Consider the following 13840-nt stretch of genomic DNA (forward strand, 5'->3'; position numbering starts at 1 on the left):
CCTACGAGGTCGGCTGCCAGTCGCGGCGGAGGAGGCCGTAGATCCAGCTGTCGGAGATGTCGCCGTCGACGATGCAGTCTTCGCGGAGGGTGCCTTCGTGGCGGAAGTCGAGTTTTTCGAGGACTCGGGCTGAGGGGCGGTTGCGGGTGTCGGCCTCGGCCTGGACCCGGTTCAGGTCGAGGGTGTCGAACGCCCATTGCAGTACGGCACGGGCTGCCTCCGTTGCGTAGCCGTGGCCCCAGGACGCTTCGGTGAAGCAGTAGCCGAGCGACGCGCTCCGGTAGTCCGGATTCCACCCGCTCAGGCTGCACCAGCCGATGAACTCCCCGTCGGACGTACGGTCGATCGCCAGCCGGGCGCCGGTCCCCTCCTCCGCCATCGTCCGGCACTTCGCGACGAACTGCCCGGCGCGGCTGCGCTCGGTCCACGGCGGCGAATCCCAGTACCGCAGCACATGCGCGTTGCTGTGCAGCGCGAAGAGCGCGTCCCCGTCCGCGTCGTCGAACGGGCGCAACCGCAGACGATCGGTGGTCAGCGTCGGCGTGGGCAGCAACATCAGCGACTCTCAGCTCGTCGGGTACAGGGGTTCAGGGTGGCGCGTTTCGGACCTGGCATGGATTCGCCACTCCGTATCGGCGGTCCGGGCTTGGTGGCTGTTATACCGTCGACTGTTATGGAGCGGAATCTCACAGCCGATCAGCTCGCGCTCTTCGAGAAGGAGTTCGCGTCGAACCCGCAGTACCGGGTCGTACAGAACGCCGTCACGCAGACGCCGGTCAACAGCATTGCCCTCGATCGCCAGGTCGTCACGTCGATGGACCATTCGGTGTCCCATCTGCTCGACGACTGGAAGGTCACGAACCAGAAGAAGAGCGGCCGGTGCTGGATGTTCGCCGGCCTGAACCTGCTGCGCGTCGGCGCCGCGCAGGAGCTCGGCGTCAAGGACTTCGAGTTCTCCCAGAACTACGTACTGTTCTGGGACAAGTTCGAGCGGGCCAACTTCTTCCTCGAGGCGATCATCGAGACCGCGGACCGGGATGCCGACGACCGTACGGTCGCGCACCTGCTGTCCGACCCGATCGGTGACGGCGGTCAGTGGAACATGTTCATCGCCGTGGTGCGCAAGCACGGCCTGGTGCCGAAGTCGGCGATGCCGGAGAGCGAGAGCTCGTCGGCGACCGCGCAGCTGAACGACATCCTGCGCAAGCTGCTCCGCCAGGGCGCGCGCGACCTGCGGGCGCTGGACGGCGCCGACGCGCGCCGCGACCGCAAGGGCGAGATCCTCACCACCGTGCACCGGGTGCTGAGCATCCACCTGGGCACCCCGCCGCAGAAGTTCCTGTGGCAGTGGAAGGACAGCGACAAGGGCTTCCACCGCGACGGCTGGATCACCCCGACCGAGTTCGCCGCGAAGTACGTCCAGCTGCCGGTCGACGAGTACGTCTGCCTCGTGCACGACCCGCGCTCGACCAGCCCGGCCGGCCGGACGTTCACCGTGGACTTCCTCGGCAACGTCATCGACGCCCCGCCGGTGGTGTACCTGAACGTCGACGTCGACCTGATGAAGAAGCTCACCCAGGACGCGATCGTCGGCGGCGAGCCGGTCTGGTTCGGCTGCGACGTCGGCAAGCAGATGAACGCGGACCTCGGCTACTGGGACGCGAAGCTGTACGACTACGCCTCGGTGTACGACACCGAGTTCACGCTCGACAAGGCCGAGCGCCTCGTACACCACGAGACGCTGATGACGCACGCGATGCTGTTCACCGGTGTCGACGTGGTCGACGGCGAGCCGCGCCGCTGGCGGGTCGAGAACAGCTGGGGTGACGAGAAGGCCGACAACGGCTTCTGGACCATGAACGACTCGTGGTTCGGCGAGCACGTCTTCGAGATCGCGGTCCGCCGGTCCGCCCTTCCCGCCGAGCTCCAGGCCCGTCTGGACGACGAGCCGATCGTGCTCCCCGCGTGGGACCCGATGGGCGCCCTAGCTCAGTAGCTTCAGCGCCTCGGCCGGGCGTTCCAGGGTCGGCAGATGGCCGGCCCAGGGGAGCTCGATGCGCTCGGCCGACGGCAGCCGTTCGGCGAGGTAGTCGGCGCTGTCGGTGAAGAACGCGTAATCATGCGCGCCCGTGATCAATCGCACGGGCGCGCTGATCTTTTCCGGCTCGACCGGCCACTCCTCGTTGTCCACGTCACCGGCCGCCAGTTGCACCTCGTACGCGTGCTTCTGCATCACGCGCAGCAGCTCACGGGCCTCGTCGTCGGCGTCCGGGCCGATCCAGTGCCGTACGGTCAGCTCGGTCGCACCGTCGACGTCGCCGGCCTCGAGCAGCGCCTCCTCCTCGGTCCACAAGGCGCGTAGCTTCTCGTCCGGCTCCACGTTGTCGGTGGGCGCACAGATCAGTACGAGCCGCGAGAACAGCTCCGGCCGCCGGCTCGCCACCTGCTGCACGACGTACCCGCCGAACGACGCACCGACCCCGACGACATCCCGCGCGCCGACCTCCTCGAGCACCTCGAGCACGTCACCCGCAGCGGAGTACTGCGGCACCAGCGGCGTCTCGCCGTACCCGCGCAGATCGAGCGTGATCACCCGATGACTGCCCTGCAACTCCGCCACCTGCTGCGCCCACATCCGCGAATCCGCCACCCCCGCATGCACCAGCAACACATCCGGCCCGTCCCCACACACCACATACGAAATCGTCATGGCTGAACCTTCGCGGTGCAGAGGCTCTGTGGGCAAACCGAATTAGAGCCGGATGACGGTGAAGGCTTCGGCGTAGTGGTTGGTGGGGAAGCCGGCGGTGCTGGCTACGCGGGCGAAGTTGGTGCGGATGGCGGTGCTGAGGCCTTCGGGGTCGCGGTGCTGGCTGGCGTGCGACATCAGCGCGGCCAGCTTCTGGTCGAACGTGTCGGTGACGTCGACGTAGTGGTTCGCGACCGGGTGGTCCATCATCCACAGCTCGCCGACGTCCCACGCCTCTTCGGCCAGGTCGTCGTAGGCGTACGGGTTCCCGGCGGCCGGGTAGAACGCACGGACGGTCGCCTCGGCCGCAGCCATGTGGTCCGGATGCGAGACCTGCAGACGATTCCAGGAGCGTTCGGGCGACTGGGTGAGCAGCCGTTGTGGGCGGACCGTACGGATCACCCGGCTGATGTCGCGGACGAGTTCGGCGGTCGGCTCCACGGCGCCGTCCTGGTACCCGAGAAAGTGCAGGTCGCGGACGCCGACGTGGTGCGCGGCAGTCGTCTGCTCCTCCCGCCGTACGCCCGGAATCTCGGCGCGGTCGCGCTCCGGCTCGAAGCCGCCGGCCTGCCCGTCGGTGACGATGCAGTACTGCACCTCGATGCCTGCCTTGGTCCACAACGCGACCGTCCCGGCGCCGCCGAAGTCGATGTCATCGGGATGCGCAACAACCACCAGAACCCGCTCAACCTCGCTGTCAGGTCGCGGATCAGCCTCAGGCACACTCACAAGGCGACCCTAACTGTTTGTGCCAGCAGGCACAGTTGGATTCATGGAGTTCGGTGGGAGCTGGGATCCGACCGACGCCGGCTTCGACCCCGATCGGCTCGCGGAGGCGATCGGGCTGGTCGAACGGCGCGAGGGGATCGCGCAGTTGTGTGTCGTCCGGGAGGGGCGGGTGGTGCTCGACCGCTCCTTCGGGTGCTCACCGAACGCATTGTTCTGGCTCTTCTCCGCGAGCAAGCCGTACCTCGCCGTCGTCATCCACCAGCTGGTCGAGTCCGGGCGGTTGCACCTGGACGACGCGGTCGCGGCGTACTGGCCGGAGTTCGCGCAGAACGGGAAGCGTGAGATCACCGTTCGCGAGGTGCTGCGGCATCGGTCCGGGTTGTCGCACGCCGGCTCGTTCCTCGGTGACGCGCGGGCGATGGGCGACTGGGAGCGATCGCTGCGCAGGATCGAGGAGGCCAAGCCGCGCTGGCCGATCGGGACCGTCGCGTACAGCCCGCTGGCGTTCGGGTTCGTGCTCGCCGAGGTTGCGCGGCGGTGCAGCGGCCTGCCGATCGACGAGCTGGTACGGCAGGGTGTGCTCGAACCGCTCGCGCTCGGCGACACGTACCTCGGGCTTCCCGCCGAGCAGTGGGGGCGGCACGTTCCGATCAAGGCATCCGGTGCGGCCGGGCCGTTCTTCCAGTCGGTGCTGAACCGGCGCAGTACGCGCGCGGCCCTCGTACCGGCGGCCGGAATCTCGGCGACGGCACGCGACCTCGCCACGTTCTACCAAGGGTTGCTGGTCGGCGCGCTGCTCGATCCGGAGACGCTCGCGATCGCGGTCGAACCGAGCAGCGAGGGCGAGCTGGACCGGACCGCACGGCTGCCGATCCGCTGGTCGCAGGGATTCCAGCTCGGCGGGCCGCGCTGGCTCGAGGGCGCGGTGTCGCAGCTCGGTTCGCTGAGCAGCCCGCGTACGTTCGGCCACAACGGCAGCAACTGCTGCATGGGTTGGGCCGACCCGGACCGCCGGATCGCCTACGCCTACCTGACGAACCGCGTCGGCCGCCCCACCCTCGACGCCCACCACCACGCCGCAGTAGCCGACAAAGTCCTCGCCGCCGCCCTGTAGCGGATCGCCAGGCCATCACAATCGCGCGGTCCGGCCGGTCGCAGGCGAGAGCACGCGCCGGGCAGCCAATTGTGATGGCCTGGGGATCCGGGATTAGGTAAGGGCGACGGCTGGGAGGCGTTCTTCGATGACGTGGTCGACGATGCCGTAGGCCTTGGCGCCCTCGGCGGACAGGACGTGGTCGCGATCGGTGTCGTGGCGCAACTGCGCGACGGTCTGGCCGGTGTGCCGGGCGAGGATCTCCTCCACCTGGCCGCGGACCCGCACCACCTCGTCCGCCTGCAGGATCAGGTCCGGGATCGTGCCCTGACCGCGCCCGGCCGGCTGATGCAGGACGACCCGCGCGTGCGGCAGGATCGCCCGGCGCCCCGCGGTCCCCGCCGCCAGCAGCACCGCTCCGGCGGAGATCGCCTGCCCGACCCCGTACGTCGCGACCGGCGCCTGGATGTACTGCATGGTGTCGTAGATCGCCAGCATGGCGGACATGTCGCCGCCCTCGCAGTTGATGTAGAGGTTGATCTCCGCCTCGGGGCTGTCGGTCTCCAGGTGCAGCAGTTGCGCGATGATCGCGTTCGCCACTCCGGAGTCGATCGGCGTACCGAGATAGACGATCCGCTCGGTCAGCAGGTGCGAGTAGACGTCCATGATCCGCTCACCCCGCGGGTGTTGCGCGATCACGTTCGGGATCGTGTACGAACTCATGCGGCTGCCCTCCTCGGCATCACCTGGTCGAAGGACTCGACGATGTGGTCGATGAACCCGTACTCGCGGGCCTGTTCTGCGGTGTACCAGTGGTCGTGCAGCGAGTCCTCGTGCACCACGTCGAACGGCTGCCCGGTGTCGCTCGCGATCAGGCCGAGCACGGTGTCGCGGATGTGCCGCAGGTCGTTCGCCTGGATCTCGATCTCGACGGCGGAGCCGCCGATCCCGGCCGAGCCCTGGTGCATCAGGACCCGGGCGTGCCGCAGGGCGTACCGCTTGCCCGGCGTACCGGCCGACAGCAGGAACTGCCCCGCGCTGCAGGCCAGTCCGATCGCCAGCGTCGACACGTCGCACGGCACCAGCCGCATCACGTCCCGGATCGCCAGCATCGACGGCACCGAGCCGCCGAGCGAGTGGATCCAGAACGCGATGTCGGCGTCCGGGTCCTCGGCCGCCAGCGTCAGGATCTGGGTGGCCAGCAGGGTCCCGTTGTCGTCGTCGAGGGTTCCGTCCAGTACGACGATGCGCTGCCCGAACAACCGCTGCCGCGCGGTCTCGTTGAACAGCGGCGGTTTCATGTCTTCTGCCATGTCATCCACCTTGACCGCCCGCACGTCGGCGTCCCAGCTTTTCTGCTGACGGCAAGTCTGCCCACAGCAAAGCCGACAGTGAGGACGGGCCGGAGCTCGCCGACGTCGTCGCGTACCTCGCCGCGAAGGACTACGAGGGCACGATCGAAGGTGTACCGGGGTTGCGGGTCACCTCGTACGACGACCACAACGCCAAGCTGCACTGGATCGGCACCGGCACCCCGGTCACGCTCCAGCTCACCCGCCAGTCGTCCTAGAGCGCCTTCGCCAACTGGTTCTCGAAGCCGGGCGGGAATGCATGGCCGAGCCCTGGCAGGTGCTCGATCGTGCAGCCGAACGCGGTCAGCCGATCGGCCATCCCGTCCACGACCTCGAGCAGGTCGTCGTCGGCGCCGATCCAGATCGTTGCCGGTGACAACTTTCCGGCCGGGGCGTCCGGGAGCTCGCGCAGTGCCGGTGCCAGTACGAGGACTCCGGCGGCCGGCGACGGCTCGGCGGTGAGGGCCCAGTCGAGGGCGGCCCGCCCACCGGCCGAGAACCCGGCGGCCACGACAGGCAGCCCTTGCAGCTCGGTCGGCAACTGCGCGAGAGCGCGCGCGATGTCCGCGATCGCCTGCTCGCGGTCCGGCCAGCTGTGGTACCTCGGCGACATCCGCCGCGACGACTGCACGCTGACCAGCGCATGCCCGCGCTCGAGCACGCCGGCCCAGTCGCGCTGTGCGTGCGCGGCCGTCTGCCCGGCGCCGTGCAGCGCCACGACGACACCCTGAGGCTGATCCGGTACGTCGATGAGCGCCGGTACGACGTCGTCCGACACCCGCTCCGCCGACACCCCGAGCAACTTGTCGAACTCGGGCCGCCCCTGCAGCGACTCCAGGTCCTCGTCGTCGGCCAGGGTCTCCGGCAGCCACCACGCGCCGGCAGCACTCGCGTCCTCCAGGACGCGCAGTGCACGGTCCGGGTCGCCGCTGACAGCGAGGATGCAGGCCTTGAGCAGGGCAAGCTCCGCCATCCAGCCGTCGAGCCCGTCGCTTCCCGCATCCAGCGCCTGCAGCGCCTCGTCGTACTGCTCCGCCTCGTACAGCGCGTAAACGCGGCCGTCGAGCTCGTCGTACCGCGCCGTCAGCTCCATGCCGAGCACCCTAGATCCCCCGCGACCACCCGTCAGCTCATTTCGACGCAACCCGCAGTGACTAGGGTGAAGACGTGACTGCACCGAACATCGTCGTTGTGTACGCGGACGACCTCGGGTACGGCGACCTGGGATGTTATGGCGGTGAGCAGGGGGTCAGTCCGCATCTTGATGCGCTCGCGGCGAGCGGGGTCCGCGCGACGTCGTGGTACTCGAATGCGCCGGTCTGCTCGCCGTCGCGGGCAGCGCTGCTCACCGGACGGCACCCGGTCAACACCGGCGTCACGCAGATCCTCGGCGGCGCACGCCGTACGCCTGGGCTGCCGCCGGATCAGACGACCCTGGCCTCGATGCTCCGCGAGCAGGGCTATGCGACCGGTCTGTTCGGGAAGTGGCATCTGGGCGTCGCGCCGGAGTACCGGCCGCGGGCGCACGGGTTCGACCGGTTCTTCGGGATCCTGGCCGGCTGTGTCGACTACTACTCGCACATCTTCTACTGGGGTCAGGCCGGTGGGACGGACCCGGTGCACGACCTCTGGGACGACGACGAGGAGGTCTGGCGCAACGGCGAGTACCTGACCGGACTGATCACGCAGCGTGCGGTCGAGTTCATCGAGCAGCAGCAGGACCGCCCGTTCTTCTGCTACGTGCCGTACAACGCACCGCACTATCCGATGCACGCGCCGCCGGAGTACCTCGAACGCTTCGCGCAGCTGAGCCCCGACCGGCAGACGATGTGCGCGATGATCGCGGCGATGGACGACGGCGTCGGCGAGATCCTCGCGGCCCTGGAGCGGACCGGTCAGCGCGACAACACGATCGTGGTCTTCTCCAGCGACAACGGCCCGTCGACGGAGACCCGCAACTGGCTCGACGGCACCGAGGACCGCTACTACGGCGGTACGGCCGGTGGTTTCCGGGGGCACAAGGGCAGCCTGTTCGAGGGCGGTATCCGCGAGCCGTTCCTGATCAGCTACCCGGACGGCCTGCCCGCCGGAACGGTGTGTGATGAGCCGGCGCAGATGTCGGACGTCGTCCCCACGGTCCTCGCGCTAGCCGGGCTGCCCGCGCCTGAGGTAGATGGTGTGGATGTCTCTGCGGTGTTGCGGGGTGCGAGCGCGGCGCCGGAACGGTCGCTGTTCTGGTCGCACGCCGAGCAGCTTGCGGTGCGTGACGGCGACTGGAAGCTCGTACTGGACCCCTGGCTGGATTTCGATCGGAAGCTGGACGTCGACGTCCACCTGGCGAACCTCGCCGAGGACCCTGGTGAGCAGGTCGATCTCAGCTCGGCAGAGCCCGCGATCGCCGAGCAGCTGACCACGCGAGTACGGGAGTGGTACGCCGCACAGACAGCAGCCCAGACACCCGGCTGACCGCCCGGAGGACCGCCCGTGGGACGCGCTGTTCGAACCGGTTTTCGGTAACTGTCGGCGGGAGCGCCTAAGGTGTTGGGTGATGACTACGCTGTTCTCGCCTGATGAGCTCCCGGTGCCGCTGGAGGAGCCGAAGACGTCCCGCCCCGACCCGGACAAGCTGCTCGAAGGGCTGAATCCGCAGCAGCGGGCGGCGGTCGTGCACGCCGGCAAGCCGCTGCTGGTGGTCGCCGGTGCGGGCTCGGGCAAGACCCGGGTGCTGACCCGCCGGATCGCGTACCTGCTGGCCGCGCGCGACGCGCATCCCGGGTCGATCCTGGCGATCACGTTCACCAACAAGGCCGCCGCCGAGATGCGCGAGCGGGTGGTGGAGCTGGTCGGGCCGCGGGCGAAGATCATGTGGGTCTCGACGTTCCACTCCTCGTGTGTGCGGATCCTCCGCCGCGACATCAAGCGGTTCGGGATCAGCTCGACGTTCTCGATCTACGACGACACCGACTCGCGGCGGCTGATGACGCTGGTCTGCCGCGAGCTCGACCTGGACGTCAAGCGCTACAACCCGCGCGCCGTGCTGAACTGGATCTCCACCCAGAAGAACGAGCTCGTCGACCACGAGACGGCTGCCTCAAAGGCGGAGAACCATCTCGAGCAGACCTACGCCGAGTGCTACAAGATCTACCAGGAGCGGCTCGCCCAGGCGAACGCGCTGGACTTCGACGACCTGCTGATGACCACGGTCAACCTGCTGCAGGCCTTCCCCGAGGTCCGGGAGTACTACCGCCGCCGCTTCCGCCACGTGCTCGTCGACGAGTACCAGGACACCAACCACGCGCAGTACACGCTGATCCGTGAGCTCTGCGGGGAGGACGAGCCGAGCACCGACGGTCCGGCCGTGCCGCCCGCGGAGCTGATGGTGGTCGGCGACTCGGACCAGTCGATCTACGCGTTCCGTGGGGCGACGATCCGCAACATCCTCGCCTTCGAGGAGGACTTCGCCGGCGCCGAGACGATCCTGCTCGAGCAGAACTACCGCTCCACCCAGACGATCCTGACCGCCGCCAACGCGGTGATCTCGCGCAACGAGGGCCGCAAGGCGAAGAACCTCTGGTCCGACCAGGGCCAGGGCGAGCAGATCGCGGTGTACGTCGCCGACAACGAGCACGACGAGGCGCAGTTCGTCGCCGACGAGATCGACCGGCTCGCCGACGCCGAGTCGGTGAAGCCGTCCGACGTGGCGGTGTTCTACCGGACCAACGCGCAGTCCCGGGTGTTCGAGGAGGTCTTCATCCGCACCGGCCATCCGTACAAGGTGGTCGGCGGCGTCCGGTTCTACGAGCGCAAGGAGGTCCGCGACGCGCTCGCGTACCTGCGTGTCCTGACGAACCCGGAGGACACGGTCTCGCTGCGCCGGATCATGAACGAGCCGAAGCGCGGGATCGGCGACCGGGCCGAGGCTGCGATCGAGGCGCTCGCCCAGCGGGACCGGATCTCGTTCGCGCAGGCGATGCGCCGGGCCCAGGACGCACCGGCGATGGCGTCGCGCTCGCTGAACGCGGTGCAGGCGTTCGTGGACATCCTCGACGAGCTGACCGCGATGGTGGACTCGGGCGCCCCGCCGGACGACATCCTCGACGTCGCGCTGCACCGCTCGGGGTACTACGAGGCCCTGCAGAAGTCCCCCGACCCGCAGGACGAGACCCGCCTGGAGAACCTGGACGAGTTCATCTCGGTCGCCCGCGAGTTCGTCGAGGAGCGCACCGCGGCGGGCGAGCCGGCCGATCTGCAGGCGTTCCTCGAGCGGGTCGCGCTGGTCGCCGACGCGGACCAGATCCCGGACCCGGCGAGCGACGGCGTGGTCACGCTGATGACCCTGCACACCGCGAAGGGCCTGGAGTTCCCGGTCGTGTTCCTGACCGGCATGGAGGACGGCGTCTTCCCGCACTCGCGGTCGCTGACCGACCTGAAGGAGCTGGAGGAGGAGCGCCGGCTCGCGTACGTCGGCATCACCCGGGCGCGGCAGCGGCTGGCGATCTCCCGGGCCGCCGTGCGTTCGGCGTACGGCGCTCCGCAGCACAACCCGCCGTCCCGGTTCCTGGAGGAGATCCCGTCCGAGCTGCTCGACTGGCGCCGCGACGAGTCCGCGATCACCCGCTGGTCCGGCACCGGCACGAGCCGCGGCAGCGGGATCCCGAGCCGCTACGAGCCGACCCGCAAGTCGGCCTCCGACAAGCCCGTGATCAGCCTGAACCCGGGCGATCGGGTGGTGCATGACAGCTTCGGCATGGGCACCGTCGTCGTGGTCCGCGGCGAGGGCCAGCAGGCCCAGGCGGACATAGATTTCGGCTCGGAAGGCGTCAAACGCCTCCTGCTCCGCTACGCACCCGTGGAAAAGATCTAAGTCAACTTCTTGGCCTTGTACGTTGCATCTGGGCCGGAGATTGAGACAATCAAGGATCTTCGGCCCCTCCCCGGAAGTGCGCCCCCATGTCCAAATCGTCCGCTGCCGGCCGCCGGATCATCCTGGCGGGAGCCAATCCTGGCCTGCGGCTGTTCGACGAGAACGGCAAGGTCACGGCGTACGCGTCGATCTGGATGGTCGACTGGTCGATCCGTGGCTCCGGGACTGCGGTCGTGCTCTGGTTCGACGGCATCGTCCGGGTGGTCTCCGAGGACGTCGACCTGGCCGCCTGGCTGGAGCGGTACTTCGTCCGCTCGTTCCTCGAGGTGCAGGGCCTGCCGTGGCACGAGCCGGCCGTCGAGCGTGACCTCGTCCAGGTCTCGATGAACCTGGCCGACGGGCTGAGCGCGAAGGCCGCGGACATCCAGATCGAGATGGGCGGCGTCCTGGACCGGCGACTGTTCGCGACCGACAACTTCCAGCTCGCCGAGGGCAACCACAGCCTCAGTCTGGTGATCGCTCCGGTCCGCTCCGCCACCGTCTCCATCGGCGGCGCCTCGGTCCCCGGCTTCGTCCAGGTAGACGGCTCCCCGGACCGCCCCGGCTCCTCAGCCTTCCTCACCACCGCCGAAATCTGGCAGCGCTAGACCCAGGGGCTGGGATAGGCCACCGCCGGATCCTTGATTCGGTACGTCGGCATCTGCTCGTCCAGCCAGGTCTGCTGGAACGCCACCCCCGTCTGCGCCTCGAGATGCGCGAGGCACAGCGGGACGTCGGTGCCCGGCTCCGGTCTGGGCCCGATCGCCCAGGCCGGCCGCGTGTCGAACTGCACCTCGTACGGGTAGTACGCCGTCACCGAGTTGAATCTGGCCGTGATGCGGCCGTCCTTGGCCTCGGTCAGCTGTCCATCGGTGTTCTGGTTCCAGTACACGCTGAAGAAGTGGCCGCCGACCGAGCACCGCCTGGCGACCTCGGGGATCGAGCCGGTCCAGCCGTTGCTTTCCAGCAGGACGGTGAAGTCACCGACCTGGCGCAACTGGAGGTGAAAGGTGAGGTGGTCCGGGAACGTCTCGAGTTGCAATTCGGAGGCCTCGCGGAAGGTGTGCTCTCCAAGCGCTGCCTCCGCGCCGTAGGCCTCGAGGAGCAGCGCTGCTGGACTCGTACTGACGGCGATCGTCGCATCGATCCAAGTGATCCAGCCGTAGTCCGTCAAGTGAGGGCCCACCAGTTGTCCATCCGGGCGACCGGGCGCTGGTCACCAGCGAGTGCGCGCTCCAGTCGCAGCAGGAAGGCGGCGATGCCGGCTGCGCCTTGCATCCAGCCGGGGCCGGGTGGCAGGAGAGGGTCTGGGGCGGTGTGCTCCAGGAAGCGCCAGTAGCCCTCGGGGTAGGCGTGGTCGACGAGGGTGTCGCCCATCAGTACGGCGAACTCCAGGTCCTGCTCGGCGCCGTTGTGCTGCCAGGCGTCGAGGAAGGTGTCGCCGACGCCGGCTGTGCCGCAGCAGCGGCCGTCGTTGTCCCAGAAGCCGGGGTGCAGGCGCTCGGGGATCCCCGAGTAGCGGACCCCGTCCAGACACCGGCTGTGCCACGTTCGCGGCGTTTCACCGGCGATCTGCGGTACGTCGGCGTACTCCAGCGCGCTGAACGTCAATGCTGTACCGGCGCCGCCGTGGCACCAGTTGAACGTGTACTCGTCGCCGTGCCGTTTCGCCCACGGGATCACCCGCGGCACCCTGAAGCCGCGGTCGTCGGTGATCCCGAGCGTCACCAGGTGTTCGGCCCCGCGGCGTGCGACCTCGATCAGTTCAGGACGGCCGAGGTCGACGCCGGCGACCGCGAGCGCCGCCACGATGCCGGCGAGACCGTGCGAGAAGTTCGGCATCGCGGTCGCTTCGTCGCTGCGGAACCGGCGGGACACGAACTCCCAGTTCACGCCGGTCGGCAGCTCCTCCCTTTCCCCGAGCAGTAGATCCACGGCCCGGTTCGCGAGTTCGCTCCCGGGCCTACTTGTCTCGGGGCCGTGCCGCATCGCCCAGAGCGAGCCGAGCAGGATCGCGCCGGTCCCGAGCGTGACGTCGTTCGCGACCGCGCCGGGCGCGTACCGCGGCTCGTCCAGGAAGCTCTCCGGCCAGCCGTTGCCGGTGGCAATGGTCTCCAGCCGCGCGAGGATGGCGCTCGTACCGGGCTGGCCGAGAGCGGTGAGGACACCGATCGAGCTGACGAGCCCGTCGAAGAACGTGGTGTCCGTGGTGGTGGGGATCGCGGCCCGGAGGCGCTCACCGATCGCGGCGGCCAACTCGTTCTCAGAGGTTGTCCAAGGACGAGTCAGGCGGATCTCCTCCAGGGTGTACGCGAGACCGCCGATTCCCCGGTGCATGCCATTACGGTCATCGGGCAGGTCCAGCCCAGGAGAAATCGACGGACCGTCGTCGTCCCAGTGGACCTGCTGCTGGACCCAGGACCAGGATGTCTCTGCGAGCTCGCCGTACGTCATGGCTTGGCGTTCCGGAGCCGGATGCCGCTCCACTCGAGGGTGCTGGCAACCGCGGCGGCCCAGAAGTCGTGCAGCCGGTCCAGGACGCGCAATTGGATCCCTGCCTCCTCGTGCAGTGCGAACAGGTCGCCGACGCGCTCCGGTGGCCCCAGCGGCCGTACGTCGACGGTGGCGACGACCGCGGCGTCGTGCTCGGTGAAGTCGGCCGCGGACAGACGATACGCGTACAGCTCGACCGAGCGCATCGCGTCCAGCCAGCCGTACTCGACCGCGTGCACGCGGGTGCCGGAGCCGGCGCCGATGATCCGGTCGCGGTCCTCGGGAGTGGTGCCCGGTCCGACCCAGGCCATCGCCCGCGGGCACTGCCGTGGGAACCAGTAGTCCGGTGCCCGGTCATGACCAACGGCCCAGACGTACGCCTCGGCCTGCCGCGCGGTCTTGGCGACGTGCGGCCGGAAGATCTCGATGCCAGGATCCTCGGAGAAGTGCAGAACCTCGCCAGCTGCCGGACGCATGCGCCGCAGCATAGGCCACGCCGGGCGTCGCTCGCCCGGGGATTT

The 13840-nt window shown here is 68.8% G+C and carries 14 protein-coding genes; 5 read left to right on the forward strand and 9 right to left on the reverse strand.

Going from position 1 to position 13840, the window contains the following annotated elements:
- Nucleotide 1: 1 nt before the first annotated feature.
- Nucleotides 2-556, reverse strand: coding sequence for a GNAT family N-acetyltransferase (locus ACGFI6_RS39795; RefSeq protein WP_393127884.1), 555 nt, complete (start codon nucleotides 554-556; stop codon nucleotides 2-4).
- A gap of 117 nt (nucleotides 557-673) precedes the next feature.
- Here ACGFI6_RS39795 and ACGFI6_RS39800 point away from each other — a divergent pair, with 117 nt between their 5' ends.
- Nucleotides 674-1996 (forward strand): aminopeptidase C, encoded by a 1323-nt coding sequence (locus ACGFI6_RS39800; protein ID WP_393127885.1) that lies wholly within the window; start codon nucleotides 674-676, stop codon nucleotides 1994-1996.
- Here ACGFI6_RS39800 and ACGFI6_RS39805 read toward each other — a convergent pair.
- Together ACGFI6_RS39805 and ACGFI6_RS39810 are read right to left on the reverse strand one after the other, a co-directional pair.
- Nucleotides 1985-2710, reverse strand: a complete 726-nt coding sequence (locus ACGFI6_RS39805) for an alpha/beta fold hydrolase (protein WP_393127886.1) — start codon at nucleotides 2708-2710, stop codon at nucleotides 1985-1987. The two genes, ACGFI6_RS39800 and ACGFI6_RS39805, sit on opposite strands and share 12 nt — an antisense overlap.
- A 42-nt stretch (nucleotides 2711-2752) precedes the next feature.
- Nucleotides 2753-3478: a PIG-L deacetylase family protein gene (locus ACGFI6_RS39810; RefSeq protein WP_393127887.1), complete on the reverse strand. Its 726-nt coding sequence runs from the start codon at nucleotides 3476-3478 to the stop codon at nucleotides 2753-2755.
- Between the two features lie 43 nt (nucleotides 3479-3521).
- On the opposite strand from ACGFI6_RS39810, the gene ACGFI6_RS39815 reads away from it, so the two are divergent.
- The gene (locus ACGFI6_RS39815; RefSeq protein ID WP_393127888.1) at nucleotides 3522-4592 is read left to right on the forward strand and encodes a serine hydrolase domain-containing protein; all 1071 of its coding nucleotides are present in this window, start codon (nucleotides 3522-3524) and stop codon (nucleotides 4590-4592) included.
- A 93-nt stretch (nucleotides 4593-4685) separates the two neighbouring features.
- Here the strand turns inward: ACGFI6_RS39815 and ACGFI6_RS39820 are convergent, their stop codons facing one another.
- From ACGFI6_RS39820 to ACGFI6_RS39830, 3 genes are all read right to left on the reverse strand, one after another.
- Nucleotides 4686-5294 carry a ClpP family protease gene (locus ACGFI6_RS39820; RefSeq protein WP_393127889.1) on the reverse strand — a complete coding sequence of 203 codons (609 nt, stop codon included), beginning with the start codon at nucleotides 5292-5294 and terminating at the stop codon, nucleotides 4686-4688.
- On the reverse strand, nucleotides 5291-5884 hold the full coding sequence (locus tag ACGFI6_RS39825; protein ID WP_393127890.1) for a ClpP family protease: 594 nt from the start codon (nucleotides 5882-5884) through the stop codon (nucleotides 5291-5293). The genes ACGFI6_RS39820 and ACGFI6_RS39825 overlap by 4 nt, the downstream gene beginning before the upstream one ends.
- A gap of 253 nt (nucleotides 5885-6137) precedes the next feature.
- The gene (locus ACGFI6_RS39830; protein ID WP_393127891.1) at nucleotides 6138-7016 is read right to left on the reverse strand and encodes a TPR end-of-group domain-containing protein; all 879 of its coding nucleotides are present in this window, start codon (nucleotides 7014-7016) and stop codon (nucleotides 6138-6140) included.
- A gap of 74 nt (nucleotides 7017-7090) precedes the next feature.
- On the opposite strand from ACGFI6_RS39830, the gene ACGFI6_RS39835 reads away from it, so the two are divergent.
- The 3 genes from ACGFI6_RS39835 (at nucleotide 7091) to ACGFI6_RS39845 (ending at nucleotide 11434) form a co-directional block, all read left to right on the forward strand.
- The gene (locus ACGFI6_RS39835) at nucleotides 7091-8389 is read left to right on the forward strand and encodes a sulfatase-like hydrolase/transferase (RefSeq protein WP_393127892.1); all 1299 of its coding nucleotides are present in this window, start codon (nucleotides 7091-7093) and stop codon (nucleotides 8387-8389) included.
- An 82-nt stretch (nucleotides 8390-8471) separates the two neighbouring features.
- Nucleotides 8472-10787, forward strand: coding sequence for a DNA helicase PcrA (gene pcrA / locus ACGFI6_RS39840; protein WP_393127893.1), 2316 nt, complete (start codon nucleotides 8472-8474; stop codon nucleotides 10785-10787).
- Between the two features lie 86 nt (nucleotides 10788-10873).
- Nucleotides 10874-11434 carry a hypothetical protein gene (locus ACGFI6_RS39845; RefSeq protein WP_393127894.1) on the forward strand — a complete coding sequence of 187 codons (561 nt, stop codon included), beginning with the start codon at nucleotides 10874-10876 and terminating at the stop codon, nucleotides 11432-11434.
- Here the strand turns inward: ACGFI6_RS39845 and ACGFI6_RS39850 are convergent.
- The 3 genes from ACGFI6_RS39850 to ACGFI6_RS39860 form a co-directional block, all read right to left on the reverse strand.
- A complete protein-coding gene (locus tag ACGFI6_RS39850) occupies nucleotides 11431-12012 on the reverse strand; it encodes a DUF6461 domain-containing protein (RefSeq protein WP_393127895.1) in 582 nt (193 codons plus the stop codon). The two genes, ACGFI6_RS39845 and ACGFI6_RS39850, sit on opposite strands and share 4 nt — an antisense overlap.
- Nucleotides 11997-13163 carry a lanthionine synthetase LanC family protein gene (locus tag ACGFI6_RS39855; RefSeq protein ID WP_393127896.1) on the reverse strand — a complete coding sequence of 389 codons (1167 nt, stop codon included), beginning with the start codon at nucleotides 13161-13163 and terminating at the stop codon, nucleotides 11997-11999. Before ACGFI6_RS39855 ends, ACGFI6_RS39850 begins: the two co-directional genes overlap by 16 nt.
- 113 nt (nucleotides 13164-13276) lie before the next feature.
- Nucleotides 13277-13795: a DUF6886 family protein gene (locus tag ACGFI6_RS39860; RefSeq protein WP_393127897.1), complete on the reverse strand. Its 519-nt coding sequence runs from the start codon at nucleotides 13793-13795 to the stop codon at nucleotides 13277-13279.
- Between the last annotated feature and the right edge of the window lie 45 nt (nucleotides 13796-13840).

Origin of the sequence: Kribbella sp. NPDC048928 (genome assembly GCF_043197975.1) — a bacterium.
Lineage (GTDB): Bacteria > Actinomycetota > Actinomycetes > Propionibacteriales > Kribbellaceae > Kribbella.

Coding starts and splice junctions, on each gene's coding strand:
- ACGFI6_RS39830 (WP_393127891.1), bottom strand. CDS start 7,016: ATGGAGCTGACGGCGCGGTACGACGAGCTCGACGGCCGCGTTTACGCG.
- ACGFI6_RS39855 (WP_393127896.1), bottom strand. CDS start 13,163: ATGCACCGGGGAATCGGCGGTCTCGCGTACACCCTGGAGGAGATCCGC.
- pcrA (WP_393127893.1), top strand. CDS start 8,472: ATGACTACGCTGTTCTCGCCTGATGAGCTCCCGGTGCCGCTGGAGGAG.
- ACGFI6_RS39805 (WP_393127886.1), bottom strand. CDS start 2,710: ATGACGATTTCGTATGTGGTGTGTGGGGACGGGCCGGATGTGTTGCTG.
- ACGFI6_RS39825 (WP_393127890.1), bottom strand. CDS start 5,884: ATGGCAGAAGACATGAAACCGCCGCTGTTCAACGAGACCGCGCGGCAG.
- ACGFI6_RS39800 (WP_393127885.1), top strand. CDS start 674: ATGGAGCGGAATCTCACAGCCGATCAGCTCGCGCTCTTCGAGAAGGAG.
- ACGFI6_RS39860 (WP_393127897.1), bottom strand. CDS start 13,795: ATGCGTCCGGCAGCTGGCGAGGTTCTGCACTTCTCCGAGGATCCTGGC.
- ACGFI6_RS39845 (WP_393127894.1), top strand. CDS start 10,874: ATGTCCAAATCGTCCGCTGCCGGCCGCCGGATCATCCTGGCGGGAGCC.
- ACGFI6_RS39820 (WP_393127889.1), bottom strand. CDS start 5,294: ATGAGTTCGTACACGATCCCGAACGTGATCGCGCAACACCCGCGGGGT.
- ACGFI6_RS39795 (WP_393127884.1), bottom strand. CDS start 556: ATGTTGCTGCCCACGCCGACGCTGACCACCGATCGTCTGCGGTTGCGC.
- ACGFI6_RS39815 (WP_393127888.1), top strand. CDS start 3,522: ATGGAGTTCGGTGGGAGCTGGGATCCGACCGACGCCGGCTTCGACCCC.